We start from the raw sequence: 3148 nt of genomic DNA, 5'->3' as shown, positions 1-3148 counted from the left end.
TATGAATGTGTCAACGAAAGATGCGATGGGCAAGATGTTCTTTACCATGATGAGTGCATTCGCTGAACTTGAAGCTAATTTATTAAGTGAACGAACTAAAAAAGGTTTGGAAGCTGCAAGAGCAAGAGGGAGAAAAGGTGGAAGACCTTCACTACCAGATCATAAGAAAAGAGAGATCAAATTCTTATATGATGAACAAAAGCTGTCTGGTGAAGAAATTGCTGAACAAACAGGAGTGAGTCGTTCTACTGTATATAGGATTATTAAAGAGTCAAGAAAAATATAAAGTACTAAATTAAAGTTTTAATATACCCTTTAATTGAAAAATCTTCTTAAAAAGTGTCTTTAACTTCAGTCCCCTTTAACAATCCACTCGCTTAATAGCTTTAAATTTCTAAGCATTACTTGAGCTTTGAAAATTTTCATCGATTCATTAACCGACATAACTGGATTTTGACTGTTAATATTCACCTTGTCCTCTCCAATTAACAAAAAAGCAAAAGCATATAAACAACAAATGTTGTTTATATGCTTTTGCTTGCATTTTCTTCTATAGTATGCTATAATGAAAAGGTTAAGTCTATCTATACATCAAAAGCAATAAACTTCCACCTAGAATAACAACTTATTGTAAATCGACAATTACAATAATACATCATTCTATATTGGAAGTAAACAAAAAACTTACAGAAGGATGATATAGAGTGACACTAGTATGTACCAAATTCAATCATGATGCTAAATCAACTGATTATTTAAATATTTCTATTGAAGAAGACACTCTTCAATATATAGACCCAAACCTTATTAAAGTAATATCTAATAGAGAAGTTGGAAAAGTTGCGACTTTGGCTCAAAGAGCACAAGAGCAAATTGATGTTTTTTTTGAAAAAATTATCGATATACATCTTAGTGATTTTTCTGATACCCAAAAGCGTAATGAATTTAGAAAATTATTCTCTCATTTTTCAGAACCACACCATTTACGCTTAGGTTTTTCTCAGAAAGGTAATACAGGAAAAGGTACTACAGCATCTGAATTGATTAATCTATTTATGAATGAAGATATTCTTTCCATTATCTTAAATGATGACGGATTAACAATACCTCAAAAAGCACCATTAATCAGAAATTTTGGTGATGATAAATTATCAGATTTAACAAGTAATATAATCATGAATGTTATAATTGATTTTAATAAATCCATGATTCAGTCATTTCCAGAAATGAAATCGTTTCTTTCTAAAGAAACTGTGACATATTATTATTTCTCTACTAACGGTATATGGGAAACTTATGATTTCACTCCATTTCTTTTTGATGGTAATAAAACTTTATTAGTTCCAAAATTATTCACTACTTATAATCAGACATCTAGTTTAGATTTGATGATAAGAGTATACATTGAAGAAGAAATCATTAGATTGCAAAAACAACGTAATACAACCAAAAAAATGACAAAAAAACAATTTATCAATGAATTTATAAAAGGACATCGTATGGATAATATGACCTATTTCTTTTTAAACACTTCTTCAAAATCACACAAAAAATTTCAAAAAGAATTAGATTCAAAAGCCAATGAAAGGCGTAACAATAACAAAGATGATAATTAGTACTTACTAATCAGTATAGTATAGACTTAACATACTAATTATTCAATTTTGCATTCCTCCACACTATGATGTTATAATTTAGATAACAAATATGTGTTGAACATGGTAAACACCGAGCCCGATAACTATTCCAGTAGTTATCGGGCTCTTTTTGGTGTTATTACTGTGTCGTCGCTTTATTGTTTATCACGATTATTCAACCAATGTGAAAACAACGTGATTATAACCCCTACTATAATAGGAGCTACTATAGATACAAATATGATGCTGAACATGGTGTCACCTCCTTCCATGCTAAACCAGCACAGAAGTAGAACGACGACTTTTATATTATATCATTTGTGAATTGTTAAGCATATGCACTTCCGATAAGTCATTTTATGTTTAATGTATCTATGTGATAATGAAAATACAAATTCTATTAAAGGAGATAATTTTATGAAAAAACGATCATTACTTCCAACTTTATTATTGGCTAGCTCATTAACATTCACAGGTTTTTCAGCGACAGCCAATGCTGAGGATGGTGCCAAAACCGTATACGGAGAGAACTTACCAAATAGCGCAGATACAAATGGAGATGGTTGGGCTAATGTAGACTTCAATACTTCATCCCTCCCACAATCTGCACAAAATCAAATAAGTGAACTTTCTAAACAGAAAGATTCAGGGGAATTAACTCAAATCGAGTATAATGAGAAAGTTTCAAGTGTATTTAATGAATATCAATCACAAAGTACTGATATACAAAATAATGAGAGAACTCAACAAGGTAAAAGACCTTTCGGAGGGGTGATACCTAATGGTATGACTCAAGAAGAATACCAAGAATTAGAAAGTCATGTTCCTAACCCTAATAGTGTATCCACAGAAAAATATAATCAAATTGTAAAAAATGAAAGTCAAAAGATAGCTAATGAAGAAAATAAAACTATTAATACACCTCAAGGTGTGTTGACACCTGTAACTGAAAATAAAAACAAGAGTTCTGAAGGAATGAAAAATCAAGATTCAAACTCTCAAGTATTACCAGAAACAGGAGAAAGCAACCAAAGTGATATATTGTCAATAATTGGCGCTTCTGGACTACTAATATTAGGTATAAGTCTTTTAATATTCAGAAAAAAGGCAATATAAAAATTGATAAAATAACCACCGTGTTTATGTAAAACATGTGGTTATTTTATTATATATTTAATACATATTTTTCAACTCATGTAATTTACGTTTTCTTGCTGAAAAAATATTAACATAATCTAATTTGAAATACTGAAAAGGAGTTGTAATATGAAAAAAATCATTTTACCTATATTAATTGTTAGTTTATCGGTAATTTTAGTGAGTTGTAATAATAACGATTCAGAACATCACAATGATAATAATTCTAGTGATACTAACACCTCAGAAAACAAAGATAATGAAGCATCAAATGAAATTGACGAAAAAACTAACACATCTGATAGTGCGGATAATTCAGAAAGTAGTAATAAACAAAATAAAGAAAAAAATGATAATAAAAAACAAGAAAAAAA

General features: G+C 29.6%; 4 protein-coding genes and 1 pseudogene. 4 read left to right on the top strand and 1 reads right to left on the bottom strand.

Annotated features, from left to right (window positions below):
• The coding region (locus tag HMPREF2930_RS00285) for a recombinase family protein (RefSeq protein ID WP_083313648.1) at window positions 1-286 on the top strand (286 nt) is incomplete at its 5' end.
• A 418-nt stretch (window positions 287-704) separates the two neighbouring features.
• On the top strand, window positions 705-1616 hold the full coding sequence (locus HMPREF2930_RS00280) for a hypothetical protein (RefSeq protein WP_017175395.1): 912 nt from the start codon (window positions 705-707) through the stop codon (window positions 1614-1616).
• Window positions 1617-1792: 176 nt separating this feature from the next.
• Here HMPREF2930_RS00280 and HMPREF2930_RS11140 read toward each other — a convergent pair whose 3' ends face one another.
• Window positions 1793-1891 carry a type I toxin-antitoxin system Fst family toxin gene (locus tag HMPREF2930_RS11140; RefSeq protein WP_000491388.1) on the bottom strand — a complete coding sequence of 33 codons (99 nt, stop codon included), beginning with the start codon at window positions 1889-1891 and terminating at the stop codon, window positions 1793-1795.
• A gap of 163 nt (window positions 1892-2054) precedes the next feature.
• On the opposite strand from HMPREF2930_RS11140, the gene HMPREF2930_RS00275 reads away from it, so the two are divergent.
• Complete coding sequence (locus tag HMPREF2930_RS00275; RefSeq protein ID WP_017175396.1) at window positions 2055-2753, top strand: LPXTG cell wall anchor domain-containing protein; 699 nt, start codon at window positions 2055-2057, stop codon at window positions 2751-2753.
• Window positions 2754-2903: 150 nt separating this feature from the next.
• Window positions 2904-3148, top strand: a pseudogene (locus tag HMPREF2930_RS00270) (hypothetical protein); the annotation flags it as partial.

It is taken from the genome of Staphylococcus sp. HMSC068C09 (assembly GCF_001813735.1).
GTDB lineage: Bacteria > Bacillota > Bacilli > Staphylococcales > Staphylococcaceae > Staphylococcus > Staphylococcus hominis.
The sequence above is the reverse complement of the archived record's forward strand: the minus strand, read 5'-3'. Positions and strand labels throughout refer to the sequence as shown.